At 69.9% G+C, this 16,056-nt stretch carries 9 protein-coding genes; 3 read left to right on the plus strand and 6 right to left on the minus strand.

All coding sequences use genetic code 11. The annotated features are described in order from the left end of the window. Position 1 precedes the first annotated feature (1 nt). From ACFVVM_RS21650 to ACFVVM_RS21670, 5 genes are all read right to left on the minus strand, one after another. Complete coding sequence (locus ACFVVM_RS21650) at positions 2-997, minus strand: AAA family ATPase (protein ID WP_387621056.1); 996 nt, start codon at positions 995-997, stop codon at positions 2-4. After that, the gene (locus ACFVVM_RS21655; protein ID WP_387621058.1) at positions 994-2,037 is read right to left on the minus strand and encodes a DUF4129 domain-containing protein; all 1,044 of its coding nucleotides are present in this window, start codon (positions 2,035-2,037) and stop codon (positions 994-996) included. Before ACFVVM_RS21655 ends, ACFVVM_RS21650 begins: the two co-directional genes overlap by 4 nt. Continuing rightward, positions 2,034-2,894 carry a hypothetical protein gene (locus ACFVVM_RS21660; protein WP_387621060.1) on the minus strand — a complete coding sequence of 287 codons (861 nt, stop codon included), beginning with the start codon at positions 2,892-2,894 and terminating at the stop codon, positions 2,034-2,036. The genes ACFVVM_RS21655 and ACFVVM_RS21660 overlap by 4 nt, the downstream gene beginning before the upstream one ends. A gap of 10 nt (positions 2,895-2,904) precedes the next feature. Further along, complete coding sequence (locus ACFVVM_RS21665; protein ID WP_387621062.1) at positions 2,905-4,497, minus strand: adenylate/guanylate cyclase domain-containing protein; 1,593 nt, start codon at positions 4,495-4,497, stop codon at positions 2,905-2,907. 175 nt (positions 4,498-4,672) lie between these two features. Further along, entirely contained in the window at positions 4,673-5,218 is a 546-nt protein-coding gene (locus tag ACFVVM_RS21670; protein ID WP_387621065.1) for a TetR/AcrR family transcriptional regulator, read from the minus strand. Between the two features lie 88 nt (positions 5,219-5,306). On the opposite strand from ACFVVM_RS21670, the gene ACFVVM_RS21675 reads away from it, so the two are divergent. Then, the gene (locus tag ACFVVM_RS21675; protein ID WP_387621068.1) at positions 5,307-6,824 is read left to right on the plus strand and encodes an MFS transporter; all 1,518 of its coding nucleotides are present in this window, start codon (positions 5,307-5,309) and stop codon (positions 6,822-6,824) included. 240 nt (positions 6,825-7,064) lie between these two features. Here ACFVVM_RS21675 and ACFVVM_RS21680 read toward each other — a convergent pair whose 3' ends face one another. Further along, a complete protein-coding gene (locus tag ACFVVM_RS21680; protein WP_387621071.1) occupies positions 7,065-8,924 on the minus strand; it encodes a DUF4407 domain-containing protein in 1,860 nt (619 codons plus the stop codon). A gap of 955 nt (positions 8,925-9,879) precedes the next feature. Here ACFVVM_RS21680 and gltB point away from each other — a divergent pair. Both gltB and ACFVVM_RS21690 read left to right on the plus strand, forming a co-directional pair. Beyond that, the gene (gltB, locus tag ACFVVM_RS21685; protein WP_387621074.1) at positions 9,880-14,547 is read left to right on the plus strand and encodes a glutamate synthase large subunit; all 4,668 of its coding nucleotides are present in this window, start codon (positions 9,880-9,882) and stop codon (positions 14,545-14,547) included. Next, on the plus strand, positions 14,540-16,009 hold the full coding sequence (locus ACFVVM_RS21690) for a glutamate synthase subunit beta (RefSeq protein ID WP_387621077.1): 1,470 nt from the start codon (positions 14,540-14,542) through the stop codon (positions 16,007-16,009). Before gltB ends, ACFVVM_RS21690 begins: the two co-directional genes overlap by 8 nt. Positions 16,010-16,056: the final 47 nt, after the last annotated feature.

Consider the following 16,056-nt stretch of genomic DNA (forward strand, 5'->3'; position numbering starts at 1 on the left):
GCTAGACCGGAACCGGCACCGAGACCAGCAGCGACGAGAGCACGCCCTCGGTGCTGACCCCGTCCAGCTCGGCTTCCGGCCGCAACTGCAGCCGGTGCCGGAGCACCGCCACCGCAACGGTTTTCACGTCGTCGGGCGTCACATACGTGCGGCCGTTGAGCCAAGCGAAGGCGCGGGCGGCGGCCAGCAGCGCCGTCGCGCCGCGGGTGGACGCGCCGTGCGCGACGGCGGGGGAGCTGCGGGTGGCCCGGCACAGGTCGACGATGTAGGCCAGCATCTCCGGGCTCACCGTCACCTGCGCGACCGCGGCGCGGGCCGCCGCGATGTGCTCGGGCCCGGCGACCGGCCGCAGCCCGGCGCCGCCGAGATCGCGCGGGTCGAAGCCGCTCGCGTGGCGCTGCAGGATGCGGAACTCGTCGTCGCGGTCGGGCAGCAGGATGTCGACCTTGAACAGGAACCGGTCCAGCTGCGCCTCGGGCAGCGGATAGGTGCCCTCCTGCTCGATCGGGTTCTGCGTCGCGACGACGACGAACGGATCGGGCAGCGGCCGCGGCTGACCGTCCACCGAGACCTGGCGCTCCTCCATCGATTCCAGCAGCGAGGCCTGCGTCTTCGGCGGGGTGCGGTTGATCTCGTCGGCCAGCAGCAGGTTGGTGAACACCGGGCCGTGCCGGAAGGTGAACTCCGCCGAGTGCGGATCGTAGATCTGCGATCCGGTGACATCACCGGGCATCAGGTCGGGCGTGAACTGCACGCGCGCGTGGTCGAGATCCAGCGAGGTGGCCAGCGCGCGCACCAGCAGCGTCTTCGCCACGCCGGGAACGCCTTCCAACAGCACATGGCCGCGGCACAGCAGCGCGAGCACCAGATACAGCACGGCCTGGTCGTTGCCGACCACCGCCTTGCCGATCTCGGTGCGCAACGCGGCCAGCGCCGCACCGGCTTCCGCCGCGCTCGGCGTCTTCTGCAGGACTGTGTCTTTCGCGGTATCGGTCATCCGAGCTCCGTCTCGATCCATTCGAGGTGTGCGGCAACGTAATAGAGGGTGTTCTCGTCCGGCACCGGGCCGAACAGGACCGTGCCGATCTGCTCGGCCGGTACCCCGAGCCGAGCCGAGGCGGCGGTGACGAGCCGATCGTCGGTGAGCCCGCCGCCGCCGATGCGCGGCCGGATCCGGCGCAGGGTCGCGGTGCGCAGGATCCGCGCGACATGCGCGACGTCACCGGAGCGGCGGTACAGCCCGGCCTGCCCGGCGAGCAGCTCGTTCGCGGCGACCTCGACCGGGCGCGGTTCGCCGACCAGCGCCCCGCGCCTGCGCGCGCGCCACCACACCAGTGCGGCGAAGGCCAGCAGGAACATCAGCCCGCCGTAGGCCAGCCAGCCGGGCAGGCGGCTGAAGATCGAGTCCTTGCCCTCGCCGAATTCGGGATCGAAGTCGCTGTCGGGCGGGTCCGGGTTGTCGGGCAGCGGCGGCGGCTTGGGCGCGTCGGGTGCGGTCCGCGCGCCCAGGCCCTGTAGCGCGGCGTAGAGCAGCAGGGCGATGGCGATGCCGCCCGCGACGGCGGCCCAGAACTTGGGGCTGCGCAGCAGTTCCGGCAGCGGCGGGAGTTCCCTGCGCCGCCGCGGCGCGCGCTCGGTGATCTCGACTTCGGTCGGATCGGGCACCGGCGGCGGTGCCGACTGCGAGTACCGGTCGGCGTATTCGAGCCTGCGGTATTCGTCCTCGGTGGCCGCGCGACCGCCGTAGACGACCTCGTCGAAACTGCGTGCGGCCGGATGCAATTCGGTGGACTGTTCCAGCGGCAGCGCGGTGGTGGCGTCGTCGGCGGTCTCCTGCGCGGTGCGCGAGCGGCGCACCGGCAGGCTGCCGTCCTGTTCGAGGGCGCGCAGCACCGCGCGGAAGCGTTCGCGCAGCGCGCGGTCGTAATCGCGGTGGGCCGCGGCGTTCTCGGCCGCGGCCCGGTGCTCGGCCGCGGCACCGAGCCGGGGCGGCGGTGGGGTGCCGTTCGGCTGGTCGGGGAAGTCGTTGTCGCTCATCGGCTCGCACCCGGAACCCGGATGTCCATGCCCTCGCGGGCGCAGCGCCGGTCGACGTAGCACACGGCCCGGCTGGCGGCCTCGACGATCTCGCTGACCGTCACCACCAGCAGCAGCCCACTGACCAGCAGGGTGATCACCGCCCATCGGTGCGTGCCGGAGAAGTCCGACAGATAGAACGGAATCCCGAACAGCGGCACCGCGAGCACCGCGAAGATCAGCCGCTGGGTGAGCCACAGCCCGCCGATGGTCCAGTCCGCGCCGAACACGAGATGCTTGGAACGGGCAACGGCCGCACCGAATCCCGCGTGCTCGCCGATGATCACCGGCTCGGTGACGAACCGGCGCGCCCGCACATGCGCCAGCCAGATCAGCGCGAGCGGATAGGTGATGATCAGCAGGCTGCCGATCACCAGCACGCCGATCCCGGTGAGCGAGAACATGACCTGCGCGAGCAGCAGCGGCCCCGCGTGTTTCGCCGCCCGCCGCAGCGCGGCGCCCGCACCGTAGGTGACGCCGCCGAAGTCGGCCAGCGTCAGCGCGACCGTCGCGCCTCGCAGCACCAGCCGCGACGACCACAGGCACACCGCCGTCGCCAGGACCACCGCCCACGCGGTGCCCGCGTCGGAACCGTCGGTGAGATGGGAGACCACGCCGGTCACCGCGAGTACCACGGCCACGGCCAGGACGAGCACGCTCGCGCCGAGGGCGGCCAGGGCCCGGATATGGGCCTGGATCAGGGCGAACGGCTCGTCGAGCAATTCGCGGAAACGCAGGGGCCGGATCGGGACCGTCGGCGCTCGTGCCGGATCGACTCCCGCCCCGACGGCGCCGTCCGCTTCGACGGCGGGACGCACGCGGCCGAGTCTAACCAATGCCGTCCGAAGTGCCCGATTGATCGTCGACGCGGGGCTTGGCCAGCTGGGTCTGCTTCAATCGGCCGCGCAAGGTGACGGTCTCCCCGAGCACCCAGTGCGCGGTCTCGGTGTCGGCGGCGCCGGCCAGGGTGGTCGCCGAACTGAGCAGCCGCTCGTCGTGTGCCTTCGACAGCTCGCACAGCCGGGCCGCCTCGTTCACCGCGTCACCGATGACGGTGAACTCGTAGCGATTGTGCGTGCCGACATTGCCCGCGACGACCCGCCCCGCGGCCACACCGATGCCCGCGTCCAGGTCGGAGGCCCCGCGCAGCCTGCGCTGGATCGCCCGCCCGCACGACAGCGCCGAACCCGCCGCGTCGTCGAGCGGGGCCGGGGTGCCGAACACGGCCAGCGCCGCGTCGCCCTCGAACTTGTTGAGCAGGCCGCCGTGCCGCTCCACCTCGTCGACGACGATGTCGAAGAACCGGTTGAGGATGCCGACGATCTCGGGGGCGGGCAGCGTCGCCGCCATCGTGGTCGAGCCGATGATGTCGATGAACAGGGCGGCGGCCTCGGTCTCGGAGCCGCCGAGCACCGGCTGGGAGGCGATGGCCGCCATCGCCACATCGTGGCCGACGTGCTTGCCGAACAGGTCCTCGATCATGGCCCGCTCGCGCAGGCCGTGCACCATGCCGTTGAAGCCGCTCTGCAGTTCGCCGAGCTCGGTCCCGTCGTAGAGGGTGATCTCGGCGCTGAGGTCGCCGTTCTCGACCCGGCGCAGCGCCTGGCGCACGCCCTTGATCGGCGCCACCGTCGCCGCGGAGACCTGCGCCATCAGCAGCATCCCGAACAGCAAGGCCGCACCGCCGAGGCTGAGCACGCACACCGCGAGCCTGGCCTTGCTCACCGCGGGATCGGCCAGCGCCCACACCGCGACCGTCATCGCCAAGGCCACCGGCACGCCGACCCCGACCAGCCACGACAGCATGGTCCGGCCGAACACGCCGATCCCGCGGCGGCGCTGCGGGTTCGCCTGCAACACGCGCGCGGTCACCGGGCGCAGCGCGAATTCCACGATCAGGTAGCTGTTGGCGCACACGACGATCGCCGCGGCGCCGATCGAGAGGAAGATCTTGGGGATCAGCGCCGGCTCGACCACCCCGTAGACGATGGTGAGCACGCCCAGCGCCAGCGACCACAGTGCCGCCTGCTGCAACACCATCCAGCGCGGCGCCGAGGCGGTGACGCGCTGCTCGGCCGCGTTCGGGACATGGTCGGGATCGGTCGCCCAGCGCATCGTGCGCAGCCCGGCGACGGTTCCCCACACCGTGCCGACGGCCAGCGCGGCGAGCGCGCACAGCGGCGTGAAGACGGCGTTGATCAGCAGCAGGTCCCTGGTGAACACGGTGGGACCAGGCAGCACGAAACCGGCGAGGACGATGGTCATCGCGATGCCGATCAGGTTCGCGATGAGCAGCGGGAGGGTCAGCAGCAACTGCACCCGCACACGCCGGATCGTCGACTTCTCGTCGGCGGGTCCGAGGAGTGGGGAGCCCCACGGCGCTGATCCGGTCGAGCCGGTCCGTACGTCGCTGTGGATCACCCTCGAACTGTAAACCGATCCGGTGACCCAGCGGCAATCTATTGTCCAGGTCACAGACCGGCGGATTGTGCTATATCACCAGACCGTGACGCATTTTCGGGTGTGCGAAAGCGGTGTTGCCGGGCGGGTCGGCGCGGTGTGGGTTCGGAGTACGGATGTCCACTGAATCAGTGGGTCAGCGCTCGAGCAGCCGGTCGACGACCTCGCGATAGCGGTCGGGATCGAGCGGCGGCAGGCCGAGCAGCGCGCGCAGGTACACGCCGTCGCCGACCAGGCGGATCGTATCGGCGCGGACCGGGTCGTCGATCTCGAGGTCGAGATTGTCCGACCAGGAGGTGAGCACGTCGCCGAGGGCCTGCTGGATCTCGTCGGGGGAGTTGGCGGTCGAGGCGTCGATGGTGCGCATGGTGGCCAGCATGGAGCGGTAGAGCGTCAGTTCGATCGCGTCGGCCGGTTCGGTGGGGTCGGGGGTTTGCAGGTACCACTCGGCGGTCGAGGCGCCGTCGGCCTTCGCGGCCGCGAGATGGGTGCGGGCGCGTTCACCGAGACGGTGGACGAGGCCGGCGAGCATCGCGTCCTTGCTCTTGAAGTGATAGAGCAGTCCGCCCTTGGAGACGCCGGCCGCGGCCGCGACGTTCTCGAGCGTGAGCTGGGACGCGCCACGTTCGAGCAGCAGGGTCTCCATGGCGTCGAGGATGCGATCGCGAGTGTCAGCTGCCACAGCGAATCACTGTACCGTCCGGACGGTAGGTTTGCTACTGTACCGTCTGGACGGTTTACCAACTACCCGACGGAAGTCGAGAATTCCGATGAACACCCCAGTCATCACCCCCGACCATGGGGTCGCCCCACCGCGCGCCACCGCACGCGACTGGGCAGGCCTGGCCGTACTCGCCCTCGCCCTGCTGCTGCTCGCGGTCGACGCCACCGTGCTCGACCTCGCGGTGCCCGCGATCAGCGCCGATCTGGCGCCCACCACCCCGCAGCTGCTCTGGATCATCGACGTCTACTCGTTCGTGCTCGCCGGGCTGCTCGTGGTGATGGGCAATCTCGGCGACCGCATCGGCCGCCGGAAACTGCTGCTGATCGGCGCCGCGGGCTTCGGCCTCGCCTCGGCCGTGGCCGCGTGGGCCGTCTCGCCGGAGATGCTGATCGCCGCGCGCGTGCTCCAGGGCATCGCGGGCGCCACCCTGATGCCGGCCACCCTCGGCCTGATCCGCTCGATGTTCCAGGACGCGCGCCAGCGCACCGTGGCCATCGGCGTGTGGAGCGCGATGGCGGGCGGTGGCGCCGCCGCTGGTCCGCTGGTGGGCGGCTGGCTGCTCGAGCACTTCTGGTGGGGTTCGGTGTTCCTGGTGAACCTGCCCGTCATGGCGGGGCTGCTGGTGCTCGCACCGGTGCTCATCCCGGAATCGCGTGACCCGAATCCCGGCCGGTTCGACGCGTTCAGCGCCGTGCTCGCCATGCTGGCGCTGGTTCCGGTGGTCTATGCGATCAAGGAGACCGCCGCGCACGGCCTCGACCTCGGCGTGCTGGTGATCGGCCTGTTCGGCATCGGCGCCGGTGTGGCATTCGTGCGCAGGCAGCGGCGCCTCGCCGACCCGATGCTCGACCTGCGGTTGTTCGCGCTGCCGCGGTTCCGGGTGGCCGTGCTCACCAACATGCTCGCGGTGTTCGCCCTGGCCGGCGTGCTGTTCTTCGGCTCGCAGTACCTGCAATTGGTGCTCGGCCGCTCGCCGCTGGACGCGGGCCTGCTGATGGTGCCCGGCCTGGTGGCCAGCGTGGTCGGTTCACTGGCGGCGGCGCTGCTGGTGCGCCGCTGGCGGCCGGTCGTGGTGCTCGGCGGCGCGCTCGCCATCGCCGCCCTCGGCTCGGCGGCCTTCTTCGCCGTCGACGCGAGCACCGGTGCCGGGGCATTCGTGCTCGGCTTCACCGGGATCGGTTTGGGCGCGGGCGTGGCGATGACCGTATCGGCCGACCTGGTCGTCGGTTCGGCGCCCGAGGAACGCGCCGGTGCCGCCGCGGCCATCTCGGAAACCGCCTACGAGGTCGGCCTCGCCCTCGGCGTCGCCGTACTCGGCAGCACCGTGATGGCCGTGTTCCGCCGCGGGCTCGACCTGCCCGCCGGAATGACCGCGTCCGCCTCGGACTCGCTCAGCAGCGCGGTCGACGCCGCCGACGCACTACCTCCGTCAACGGCCGGCGACTTCCTGTCGTCCGTCCACGAGGCGTTCGTCTCCGGCATCCACCTGACCGTCCTCGGCATGGTCGCGGTCCTGCTCTTCGCCGCGATCACAGCGATCCGCACGAAGACACCGCGCGACTGAGAAGCCACGGGGCGCCCAGGTCTTTCGACCCGGGCGCCCCGTGCACACGATCAGGACAACGCTCCCAGCGGCCGAGAACCGGCGTGACGCGGACGGCGCGATCCACCTCGGCTCGATCGCGAGGTATGTGGATTCGCGCGTTCCCGGCTCAGCCCGGTCTCGGTGTGTCCGCATCTCGCAGCTGGCGGTGACTCAGCGGACGGCTCGCGAACTCGCGGGCGATCACGGTCGCCCGCGGGCTCAGCGCGAGGGCGGGAGTTCGCGGGGTCCGCGGTGGCCGGGGAGTTCGGAGGTGCCGCGGCCGGGCAGTTCGGAGTGCTGATCCGCCTGGGGGAGTGGGGCGTTCGAGCCCGCCGGGAGGGCGGTGTGGGACGGGTAGCCGTACTGGCGGGGGTCCGGGTGGTAGCGGGTGTTGGGGGCGTCGACGACCGTCGAGGCGATCTGCTGGGCGTACGGGTTGTACTGGGCCGCATAGGGATCGGTCTGGGGTGCGCCGGGGGGCAGCTGGTATCCGGCGGGGTAGCCGGGCGGGAGTTGATAGCCGCCGGGGACCTGTTGCGGGGCAGCGGAATCCTGGGTGTCGACGGTGACCTTGCGACTGCGGCGCAGGGTGAAGGTCACCTCCTCGACCTCTTCGAAGGCCTGGCGCGCGGTGCGCAGCGGGTGGGTCGCCGAATCGATCGCGTTGGCGACGAAGGAGGGGACCAGCGGGCGGATCCAGCGGGCCGCGGTGTCGGTGAACGGCACCGTGCCGATGATCGGCAGCTCCAGCCCACCGCCGGTGTTCGGCGCGGGCGCCGTGGGGGCGGCCACCTGCGGCGCGGGGACGAGGGCACCCGCCTGCGCTCCCTGCGGCAGCGCGTTGGGCAGGTAGCCCGCGGGCAGCTGCGGTGTCACGTTCGGCTCCAGAGCCACGGAGTCGTCCTTTCGATGGGGCTCGGTGACCCCGAGCTCGAAGCCGCCGATCGCGGCGATGATCCTGGTGCGCTGACGTTCTCGATCGATCACGGTATCGGCTTCGATGGCCAGTCGCGCGGCGGTGAGCTCGTGCTCGGCGCGCAGCGTGGCCGTCTCGGTCCGCACCTCGGCGCGCTTCACCGCGATCGCGGCGTCGGCCTCGCGCTGGGCCCGGTCGGCCAGCTCGGCCGCCTCGACCGTGCGATCGAGCGAGGTCTCCCCGCGCCACCACCGCAGCAGCAGCGGGAGCAGGGCCAGCACGATTCCGGCGGCGAGGATCAGCAGGCGCAGGGCCGCCGCGCCCGCGTGCGAGCCGGTGTAGCTGTTCATGGCCAGCCAGCGCGCGCCCAGGCCGCGGTCGCCCTCGGCGAAGGCGCTCGCGCGGGCGGTGGCGAGCTCGGCGGTCTCGGTGCGCACCCGCTGGTCGAGCTCGGCGGTGCGCGACTGCGCGGTGGCGAGCTGAGCGCGGGCGTCGTCGAGCATGTCGTTGGCGGTCTGGGATTCCGGACCGCGGCCCGGGACGCCGGTGATCCGGGTCTGCGGGCACTCCGGTGTCGGGTTGTACTCGCAGCGCGCGATCACCAGCGCGGTGTCGATGTCGCCCTGCGCTTTGGTGATGCTCGCGTCCAGGGCCGCGCGGTCGGCGACGGCCAGGTCGTATTCGGTGCGGGCCGCGACGACGCCGGGAGCGTTCTCGGCGCCCGCCTGTGCGCGCACATCGAGCTCCCGGTCCACGGTCCCGCCGAGCACGACGGTGGCGGCGAGTTCGGCCACGAACACCCCGGCCAGCACGCCGACCCCGATCTTGGCCGCCGCGCCGAGCCGATCGCGCCGGACCGCGGCCGGGTCGCTGTCGCGCCCACCCGCACCGGGCCGGGTGGTGGCCAGCGCCCGGCCGAGCGCGCCCGCGACCACCGCGACGAGCAGGGCGAGGACGACGACGACCACCGCGCCGATACCGTCGGCGGCCAGCAGCGCGGCCGCGGTGACGATGCCCGCGATGACGGCGAACAGCAGCACGGCGGCGCCGGTGACGGCGTATCCGGCGCGTTCCTGATGCTCGGCAGGCTCGGCGCCCGTGCCGGGATCCCGGTGCCAGGGTGCGGCGAGGCCGCCACCGAGCCAGGCGAGTGTGCCGGTCATAGGTTCTCCCCGGGTCTCGAGCTCCACTCGGCAGGCGAAACTGTCATGGATTCGTTGTGTCAGCGTGACAGGCCCGGCGCCGACACACCGAGTAGCGAGGTAGCACTTGTGGTCAGCCTCACAATCGATCGGCGCCGATATCGCGCGGGTGACGACGCCGAGGCCCGATCGCGCCGGAAACTCGGCGTGTCGTTCCCGGCGAGCCTTCCCTGAGCGACCGCGAAGGCGATTCTGTGGCCAAAACCACTGCCGAAAAGTTAACTACGCGTGTGCTGTAGCGCACAGAAAGCAGTACAGACCGTACGGTCGGCTGACTGCCATGGCTCGTCGGGGCCGCTGTCGGGAAAATCTCATCGTTCACATCCGCCGTTAGCGGGCTCAACAGGTTTGACCAGGGCTTTGCCGGGGAAACCTGCTGCGGTGCAGGTGAGTTCAACTTTCGGCCCGGTGCCGACGGTTGTTTCCGGCCTGCTCGTCCACCGTGTTACCGCAGGTCGGCGTGGGTTGTTCGGGATCGATCCGCGACCCGCTCTGCTTTACACTGGACGACGCGCGCGACGAAGTGAGCGGCCGCTACAAACCCCAGCTAGACAAGGTTATTAGCACAACCTTAGTTGGTTGGGCCAGCGGTCTGACTTATCGTTTGCTCTTACGCCGAGCACACCCCTGTTCGGCACAACCACCTGTTCGGGGTCCGGTGAAACCGGGCCAAGAGTAGCGGGTGAAACCCGCGCGGAGGTAAGGAACACGTAAGCGTTCCGTTACCTCCGAGCACCCCACTACGTCAACGAAGCGGGTGGACAACTGGAGACGTGACTGCACGCCGCAAACCACCATCGCAGCTGGTTTCGGATCGTACGGACGCAGTCTTGACGGAGGCGAAACGACGAAGGGCCCTCGCTCAGCACTGGGCGGTGAGATCTCATCGACAGCCGACTTTCTTGAAGGCAGAGGCATGACGCAACTTCCTGGCCACAGGTCACCCGGTGTCACCGGGCTCTACGATCCGGCATACGAGCACGACGCCTGCGGCGTCGCGTTCGTCGCCGACATGCACGGACGACGCAGTCGAGACATCGTCGACAAGGCCATCACGGCCCTGCTGAACCTGGAGCACCGTGGTGCCGCGGGTGCCGAGCCGAACTCCGGTGACGGCGCGGGCATCCTCATCCAGCTCCCCGACCGGTTCTTCCGTGCCGCGATCGCGGAGAGCGCTGCCCCCTTCGAGTTGCCCGCCGCGGGCGCCTACGCCACCGGTATCGCCTTCCTGCCGCAGGCCCGTCGTGAGGCCGCCCGCGCCGCCTACGGCGTCGAGAAGATCGTCACCGAAGAGGGCCTGGCCGTGCTCGGCTGGCGCGAGGTGCCGATCGACGAGTCCTCGCTCGGCGCGCTGGCCCGCGACGCCATGCCGACCTTCCGCCAGATCTTCATCGCCTCGCCGAAGAACGCCACCGAGCAGCTCTCGGGTATGGCGCTCGAGCGTCGCGCCTACGTGATCCGCAAGCGGATCGAGCACGAGCTCGGCAAGTCCGGTCCCGGCGAGGGCACCGTCGGCAAGGAATCGGTGTACTTCCCGAGCCTGTCCGGCGAGACCTTCATCTACAAGGGCATGTTCACCACGCCGCAGCTGCGCGCGTTCTACCTCGACCTGCAGGACGACCGCGTCGAGTCGGCGCTTGGCATCGTGCACTCGCGCTTCTCCACCAACACCTTCCCCTCGTGGCCGCTGGCGCACCCGTTCCGCCGGGTCGCCCACAACGGTGAGATCAACACCGTCACCGGCAACGAGAACTGGATGCGCGCGCGGGAGGCGCTGCTGCGCTCGGACGTGTTCGGCAAGGACGAGGCGGGCAAGAACCGGCTCGAGAAGATCTTCCCCGTCTGTACGCCGGGTGCAAGTGATACCGCGCGCTTCGACGAGGTACTCGAGCTCCTGCACCTCGGCGGCCGTGACTTGCACCACGCGATCCTGATGATGATTCCCGAGGCCTGGGAACGCAACGAGAGCATGGACCCGCAGCTGCGGGCGTTCTACGAGTACCACTCGATGCTGATGGAGCCCTGGGACGGACCCGCCGCGGTCTGCTTCACCGACGGCACCAAGATCGGCGCCGTGCTCGACCGCAACGGCCTGCGCCCCGGCCGGATCTGGGTCACCGAGGACGGCCTGGTCGTGCTCGCCTCCGAGGTCGGCGTGCTCGACATCGACCCGGCCACCGTGGTCCAGAAGATCCGCCTGCAGCCGGGCAAGATGTTCCTGGTCGACACCGAGCAGGGCCGCATCCTCACCGACTCCGAGATCAAGGGCGAGCTGGCCGCCGCGCAGCCGTACCAGCAGTGGCTCGACGCCGGCGTGAGCCGCATGGCCGACCTGCCCGACCGCCCGCACGTGCACATGTCGCACGACCGCGTGCTGATCCGGCAGCAGATCTTCGGCTACACCACCGAGGACCTGAACCTGCTCATCTCGCCGATGGCCAAGACCGGCGGCGAGGCACTGGGCTCGATGGGTACCGACACCCCGATCGCGGTGCTGTCGAACCGCTCGCGCCTGCTGTTCGACTACTTCTCCCAGCTGTTCGCGCAGGTCACCAACCCGCCGCTGGACGCCATCCGGGAGAAGGTCGTCACCAGCCTCAAGCGCAACCTCGGCCCCGAGGCCGACCTGCTGCACCCCGGCCCCGAGTCGTGCCAGCAGATCGCGCTCGAGCAGCCGATCCTGGACAACGACGAGCTGGCCAAGCTCGTGCACATCAACGACGACGGCAGCCAGCCGGGCCTGCGCTCGGTGGTCGTGCGCGGCCTGTACCCGGTGAAGAAGGGTGGCAAAGGCCTGCGCAAGGCGCTGGAGGCCATCAACATCCAGGTCTCGGCCGCGATCGACGGCGGCGCGCGCATCATCGTGCTGTCCGACCGCGAGTCCAACGAGAAGCTGGCGCCGATCCCGTCGCTGCTGCTGACCTCCTCGGTGCACCACCACCTGGTGCGCGAGCGCACCCGCACCATGGTCGGCCTGGTCGTGGAGGCCGGTGACGCCCGCGAGGTGCACCACATGGCGGCGCTGGTCGGCTTCGGCGCGGCCGCGATCAACCCGTACATGGCCTTCGAGTCGATCGAGGACATGCTCGAGCGCGGTTCGCTGCAGATCCCCGGTTCCACCGGTGACCTGGCCGCCGATTTCCGCAAGGCCGTCGCGAACTACTGCACCGCGGCCAGCAACGGCGTGCTCAAGGTGATGTCGAAGATGGGCATCTCCACCCTCGCCTCCTACAACGGCGCCCAGCTGTACCAGGTCATCGGCCTGGCCCAGGACCTCGTCGACGAGTACTTCACCGGCCTGCGCTCCCCGCTGGGCGGCATCGGCCTGGACGAGATCGCCGAAGAGGTGGCCATCCGCCACACCACCGCGTACCTGGAGAACCGCAACGAGCGCGCGCACCGCGAGCTCGAGGTCGGCGGTGAGTACCAGTGGCGTCGCGAGGGCGAGTACCACCTGTTCAACCCCGACACCGTGTTCAAGCTGCAGCACGCGACCCGCACCGGTCAGTACTCGATCTTCAAGGAGTACACCAAGCTGGTCGACGATCAGTCCGAGCGCCTGGCCGCGCTGCGTGGCCTGTTCAAGTTCAAGAAGGGCCAGCGCGCGCCCATCTCGATCGACCAGGTCGAGCCCGCGAGCGAGATCGTCAAGCGCTTCTCCACCGGCGCGATGAGCTACGGCTCCATCTCGGCCGAGGCGCACGAGACCCTCGCGGTCGCGATGAACCGTCTCGGCGCCCGCTCGAACTCCGGTGAGGGCGGCGAGAGCCCCGCTCGCTTCGAGGTCGAGGAGAACGGCGACTGGCGTCGTTCGGCGATCAAGCAGGTGGCCTCGGGTCGCTTCGGCGTCACCGCGCACTACCTGACCAACGCCACCGACATCCAGATCAAGATGGCCCAGGGCGCCAAGCCGGGCGAGGGCGGCCAGCTGCCCGCGCACAAGGTGTACCCGTGGGTCGCCGAGGTGCGGCACTCCACGCCGGGCGTCGGCCTGATCTCCCCGCCCCCGCACCACGACATCTACTCGATCGAGGATCTGGCCCAGCTGATCCACGACCTGAAGAACGCGAACCCGCAGGCTCGGATTCACGTGAAACTTGTCGCGGAGCCGGGTGTCGGCACGGTCGCCACCGGTGTCTCGAAGGCGCACGCCGACGTCGTGCTCATCTCGGGCCACGACGGCGGCACCGGCGCCTCGCCGCTGACCTCGCTCAAGCACGCGGGTGGCCCCTGGGAGCTCGGCCTGGCCGAGACCCAGCAGACCCTGCTGCTCAACGGCCTGCGCGACCGCATCGTCGTCCAGGTCGACGGTCAGATGAAGACCGGCCGCGACGTGATGATCGCCGCGCTGCTCGGTGCCGAGGAGTTCGGTTTCGCGACCGCTCCGCTGGTGGTCTCGGGCTGCATCATGATGCGCGTGTGCCACCTCGACACCTGTCCGGTCGGCATCGCCACCCAGAACCCGGTGCTGCGCGAGCGGTTCACCGGCAAGGCCGAGTTCGTCGAGAACTTCATGCTGTTCATCGCCGAGGAGGTGCGTGAGCTGCTCGCCGAACTGGGCTTCCGCACCCTCGACGAGGCCGTCGGCCGGGTCGACCTGCTCGACACCGCCAAGGCCAAGCAGCACTTCAAGGCCGCCAAGCTGGACCTGTCGCCGATCCTGGACATGCCGGAGACGGCGTTCATGAACCAGGACACCCGCTGCACCGGCACCCAGGACCACGGTCTGGACAAGGCGCTGGACAACGAGCTGATCGCCAAGAGCGCCGACGCGCTCGAGCGCGGTCAGGCGGTGAAGATCGAAACCAAGATCACCAACGTCAACCGCACGGTCGGCACCATGCTCGGCCACGAGGTGACCAAGCTCTACGGTGGCGCGGGCCTGCCCGACGACACCATCGACATCACCTTCACCGGTTCGGCGGGCAACAGCTTCGGCGCGTTCGTCCCGGCCGGTATCACGCTGCGCGTGCACGGTGATGCCAACGACTACGTCGGCAAGGGTCTGTCCGGTGGCCACATCGTGGTGCGCCCGGCGATCAACGCGCCGAAGGGATTCGTCGCCGAGAACAACATCATCGCGGGCAACGTGATCATGTTCGGCGCCACCAGCGGCCGCATCCTGATCAACGGTGTCGCGGGCGAGCGCTTCGGTGTGCGCAACTCCGGTGCCACCGCGGTCGTCGAGGGTGTGGGCGACCACGCGCTCGAGTACATGACCGGTGGCCGGGTGGTCATCCTCGGTGGCACCGGCCGCAACCTCGGCGCCGGTATGTCCGGTGGTGTGGCGTTCGTCTACGACCCGGAGGGCACGCTCGCGCAGCGGGTCAACCCGGATCAGGCCGACGCGATCGAGCAGCTCTCCGGTGACGACTTCACCTGGCTGCGCGACATCATCGCGACCCACCGCGACGAGACGGGTTCGGCTGTGGCCGAACGCATCCTGAGCGACTGGTCCCAGCAGGTGAACCACTTCGTGAAGGTCATGCCTCGCGAATACAAGAAGGTTTTGCTCGCCATCTCCGAAGCCGAGAAGAGCGGCAAGGATGTCGACGCAGCGATCATGGAGGCGGCTCGTGGCTGACCCACAAGGCTTTTTGAAGAACACCTCGCGGGAACTGCCGACCCGCCGCCCCGTCGAACTGCGCCTGCTGGACTGGAAAGAGGTCTACGAGGACAAGTTCTCGCACGAGACCTTGCAGAAGCAGGCCAGCCGCTGCATGGACTGCGGTATCCCCTTCTGTCACAACGGCTGTCCGCTGGGGAACCTGATTCCCGAGTGGAACGACCTGGTGTACAAGGGCGCGTGGCGCGAGGGCATCGACCGTCTGCACGCCACCAACAACTTCCCGGAGTTCACCGGCCGGCTGTGCCCCGCGCCGTGTGAGGCGTCCTGCGTGCTGGGCATCAACCAGCAGCCGGTCACCATCAAGCAGGTCGAGGTCGAGCTCGTCGAGAACGCCTTCGACGAGGGCTGGGTCACCCCGGTGTACCCCACCCGCCTGACCGGCAAGAAGATCGCCGTCGTGGGTTCGGGCCCGGCCGGTCTGGCCGCCGCCCAGCAGCTCACCCGGGCCGGTCACACCGTGACCGTGTTCGAGCGCGAGGACCGCATCGGCGGCCTGATGCGCTACGGCATCCCGGAATTCAAGATGGAGAAGTCGGTCATCGACCGTCGCCTGGCGCAGATGGAGGCCGAGGGCACCATCTTCAAGACCAGCGTGAACGTCGGCGTCGACATCACCGCCGAGCAGCTGCGCGAGCAGTACGACGCGGTGGTCCTCGCCGGTGGCGCGACCATCGCCCGCGACCTGCCGATCCCCGGCCGCGAGCTCGACGGCATCCACCAGGCGATGGAGTTCCTGCCCTGGGCCAACCGCGCCCAGCTCGGTGACGACGTCCTCGACGAGAACGGCCTGCCGCCGATCCACGCCAAGGGCAAGAAGGTCGTCATCATCGGCGGTGGCGACACCGGCGCCGACTGCCTGGGCACCTCGCACCGCCACGGCGCCGAGTCGGTCCACCAGTTCGAGATCATGCCCCGTCCCCCGGAGGAGCGCGCGGGCTCCACCCCGTGGCCGACCTACCCCCTCGTGTACCGGGTCTCCTCGGCGCACGAAGAGGGCGGCGAGCGCGTGTTCTCCGTGAACACCGAGCGTTTCGTCGGCAAGGACGGCAAGGTCACCGGTCTGGAGGCGCACGAGGTCAAGATGGCCAACGGCCGCTTCGAGAAGGTCGAAGGCACCGACTTCACCCTCGAAGCCGACCTGGTCCTGCTGGCCATGGGCTTCGTCGGCCCGCAGAAGCCCGGCCTGCTGACCGACCTCGGCGTCGGCTACGACGGCCGCGGCAACGTCCAGCGCGACAAGAACTGGTCGACCAACATCCCCGGCGTCTTCGTCGCCGGCGACATGGGCCGCGGCCAGTCCCTCATCGTCTGGGCCATCGCCGAAGGCCGCGCCGCCGCCGCCGCGGTCGACAAGTACCTGGAAGGCGAGACCGCGCTCCCCGCGCCCATCCCGCCAACCGCCGTCGCCCAGCGGTAAACCCGCTCACGAAAGCGCCCGTGGACCCACCGGTCCACGGGCGCTTT

The sequence above is a fragment of the Nocardia sp. NPDC058176 genome, assembly GCF_042883805.1.
GTDB lineage: Bacteria > Actinomycetota > Actinomycetes > Mycobacteriales > Mycobacteriaceae > Nocardia.

Bases quoted from the DNA above. Each gene is read 5' to 3' on its own strand.
- ACFVVM_RS21650 (WP_387621056.1), bottom strand. From the start codon at position 997: ATGACCGATACCGCGAAAGACACAGTCCTGCAGAAGACGCCGAGCGCG.
- ACFVVM_RS21655 (WP_387621058.1), bottom strand. From the start codon at position 2,037: ATGAGCGACAACGACTTCCCCGACCAGCCGAACGGCACCCCACCGCCG.
- ACFVVM_RS21675 (WP_387621068.1), top strand. From the start codon at position 5,307: ATGAACACCCCAGTCATCACCCCCGACCATGGGGTCGCCCCACCGCGC.
- ACFVVM_RS21680 (WP_387621071.1), bottom strand. From the start codon at position 8,924: ATGACCGGCACACTCGCCTGGCTCGGTGGCGGCCTCGCCGCACCCTGG.
- gltB (WP_387621074.1), top strand. From the start codon at position 9,880: ATGACGCAACTTCCTGGCCACAGGTCACCCGGTGTCACCGGGCTCTAC.